Source organism: Burkholderia sp. 3C, assembly GCF_054589155.1.
The window spans coordinates 1-3,012 of sequence record NZ_BAAILN010000120.1 but is presented as its reverse complement, the minus strand read 5'-3'; the positions used below and the strand labels follow the sequence as shown (position 1 = coordinate 3,012).

3 protein-coding genes are annotated in these 3,012 nt (G+C 67.9%); all 3 read left to right on the top strand.

The genetic code is table 11. The features are described from left to right. Positions 1-140 precede the first annotated feature (140 nt). Positions 141-410 (top strand): hypothetical protein, encoded by a 270-nt coding sequence (locus ACYP33_RS24025; protein WP_414440838.1) that lies wholly within the window; start codon positions 141-143, stop codon positions 408-410. After that, the gene (locus ACYP33_RS24020; RefSeq protein ID WP_459624226.1) at positions 407-1,933 is read left to right on the top strand and encodes a sodium:solute symporter family protein; all 1,527 of its coding nucleotides are present in this window, start codon (positions 407-409) and stop codon (positions 1,931-1,933) included. The genes ACYP33_RS24025 and ACYP33_RS24020 overlap by 4 nt, the downstream gene beginning before the upstream one ends. Before the next feature lie 98 nt (positions 1,934-2,031). Then, positions 2,032-2,685, top strand: coding sequence for an HAD family hydrolase (locus tag ACYP33_RS24015; protein ID WP_459624225.1), 654 nt, complete (start codon positions 2,032-2,034; stop codon positions 2,683-2,685). The last annotated feature ends 327 nt before the right edge of the window (positions 2,686-3,012 follow it).

The window sequence follows — 3,012 nt, the reverse complement described above, 5'->3', positions numbered from 1 at the left end:
GGGCGAACGGCGCCGCGCGGCGCGCGGCGAATCGACAACCGGTGGCGAAATTCAGGGTGAAACGGCATGTCAGTCATTCAGTTATCCGTATTAAATTTCGGCGGCGCGCCGGTGCGTGCGGCGAATCGGGAGGTGGGGCGATGAGCACGGTATTCGAATCCACGCAGGCGTCGGGCAAACGCGGCGCGATCCGCGTCGCGTTCGGCATCTACTTTTTCCTGCTGTTGATGATGGCGCTGTTCCCGCCGCTGTATCTGGGCGTGAGCGGCAGCACGCGGCTGGTGTTCGGCGTGCCGCTGCCGATCTTCTACTGGATCGCGAACGCGGTGCTGGTGGGGCTCGGCTGCTGGGCGCTTTACGTGACGGAAGGGCTGACCGGCGAACTGGCCGACGAAGGAGAAGCGGCATGAGCGAACTGACCGGAGGCGGCAACCCGTTCATCACGTTCGGGACCATCGTGGTATTTCTCGCCGCGATGATCGCGGTGCTTTACGCCACCAACCGGCGCAGCACCACGTTCGCCGATTACGCCGTGGGCGGCCGCTCGTACGGGCCGTGGTACGTGGCGATGAGCTACACCAATTCGTGGTGGCCCGGCTCCACCTTCACGGCGTTCTTCGCGCTGTCGGTGGGCGGCGTGCTGGGTTTCTACGGGATGGTCTACGCCACGCTCGGCGTGACCGCCATGTACCTGATGGCGAACCGCGCCTGGACCTGGGGCCGCCAGTTCAACCTCACCACCCAGCCTGACCTGCTCGGCATGCGCTTCAACAGCCCGGCCGTGAAGCGGATCGCGTCGATCATCGGCATCATCTCGGTGTTCCCGTGGGTGGTGATGGGCATCCAGGCGCTCGCCACGCTGTTCCAGTTCGCGAGCTTCGGGCAATGGACCGTCACGGCCTGCCTGGCGGTGGGCGTGGCCGTGGTGCTGATCCGCCAGTACTGGACGGTCAGCATGGGCATGCGCGGCCTGATCATGACCGACATGTTCCAGGGGCTGATCGCCTACGTGGTGTGCGCGGTGGTGTGCGTGCTGCTGCTGGCCGGCCCGCATGCGTCGTTCTCGAACCTCTCGCAACTGACCGGCAAGATGCTGCTGATCCCGGGCGACGCGCGCACGTCCTACGGGCCGTGGTACATGTTCAGCCTGATCTTCACCGGTGTGATCGGCTCGATGTGCTGGCCGATGAGCTTCCAGCGCATCTACACGGCGAGCGGCGTGCGCGCCGTGAAGAAGGGCACCTTGCTGACCATGCTGCTGGTGGGCGGTTTCTACTGCATCCTGATGCTGTTCGCGGCGGCGGCCAGCCACGACCCGAAGGTGGCGGCCAACCCGCAGCACGGCTGGTTCGTCGCGCTGGCCGACATCGGCGGCCCGTGGCTGCTGGCGCTCGCCATCGTGATCGTGCTCGCGGCCAGCATCGGCCACGTGGACGGCTGCGTTCAGGTGTGCGGCACGCAGTTCGCGAACGATCTGGCCACCTGGCGCGCGCCGCGCACCGACAAGCAACTGATGGTGCTGTCGAAGGCCGGCATGGCGGTGTTCATCATCGCGGCGGCCGTGATCGCCTACCTGACGTTCAACTACAGCCGCCTGCAACTGCTCGCGCAAATCTCCTATCAAGGGATCATCCAGCTCGCCGTGCCGCTGTTCTTCGGCATCTTCTCGCGCCACGGCAACAAGCAGGGGGCGATCGCGGGGATGGTGGTGGGCATCGCGATCGCGATCGTGCTGACCACGCTCTATCCGGACGACATCCGCGCGCTCGGGTCGCTGACCAGCGGGATCGTCGGCTTGATCGCGAACTTCCTGGTGTTCGTCGGCTGCGCGATCGCGATCCGCCCGTCGGCCGAGGAGAAGGCGCGGCTCGATCGGCTGTTCGCGAAGCCGTCGCGCTCGCCGGCGGCGGCTGGTGCGCCGGCGATGCACTGATCCGGTTGCAATGTTTGGCATGACGAACCGCCCGCGTGGTGGTTCGTCGGTGGTTTTCTTTCAGATTCCTTCCGACTTCTTTCGATGGACACCGCATCATGACCCTGGCGATCTTCGATCTCGACGACACCCTGATCGATGGCGATTGCGCGAGCCTGTGGAGCCGCCGCATGGCCGAACTCGGCTGGGCCGACGGCGACGCGTTCGTGCGCCGCTGCGACGAGATGATGCGCGCGTACGGCGCGGGCACGCTGTCGATGGGCGATTACATGGCGCTGACGCTTGCGCCGCTGATCGGCCGTGGCGGCGTCGAGGTGCGGGCCGCCGTCGAGGCTTTCGTCGGCGACGTGATCGTGCCGCGCATGCGGGCCGACGCGCGGCGCGCCGTCGAGGCACATCGCACGGCCGGCGACCGCCTGCTCGTGATCTCGGCGTCGGGCGCGCATCTGGTCGAGCCGATCGCCGCGCGCTTCGGGATCGACGCGGTGATCGCGATCGACCCCGAACTGCGCGACGGCGCGTACACCGGCCGCACGGTCGGCGTGCTGCCGTTTCGCGAGGGCAAGAGCGTGCGGCTCGACGCGTGGCTGCGCGATACCGGCGAGGCGCTGGCCGGCGCGAGCTTCTATTCCGATTCGCACAACGACCTGCCGCTGCTTGGCCGCGTCGATCGCCCGCATGCGGTGCGCCCCGACCCGGTGCTCGAACGCCAGGCGCGCGAGGCGGGCTGGCCGGTGCTCGATTGGCGCTGAGATTCGGTGCTGAGGTCCGGCGTTGAGACCCTGGTGTAGAGTTCCTGCGCCGAAGCCCTGCGCCGAAGCCCTGCACCGAAGCCCTGCACCGAAGCCCTGCACCGAAGCCCGGTGCCGAAGCTCTGCACCGAAGCCCTGCACCGAAGCCCGCCGCCGCCACCCGGTGCTGCCATCCAGCGCCGAAGCCCTGGCTCTGCCACCCGCCGCCGAAGCCCCGCCGCGCCATCGTCCAGTCCGCCGCTCGCGCAGCGCTTCGCACGCGCGCGCCGGCACGCTTTCACGAATTCCGCTACAGTCGTCGCGCCCGGCCTCGCCCCGTATGGCGGC

Coding starts and splice junctions, on each gene's coding strand:
- ACYP33_RS24025 (WP_414440838.1), top strand. CDS start 141: ATGAGCACGGTATTCGAATCCACGCAGGCGTCGGGCAAACGCGGCGCG.
- ACYP33_RS24020 (WP_459624226.1), top strand. CDS start 407: ATGAGCGAACTGACCGGAGGCGGCAACCCGTTCATCACGTTCGGGACC.
- ACYP33_RS24015 (WP_459624225.1), top strand. CDS start 2,032: ATGACCCTGGCGATCTTCGATCTCGACGACACCCTGATCGATGGCGAT.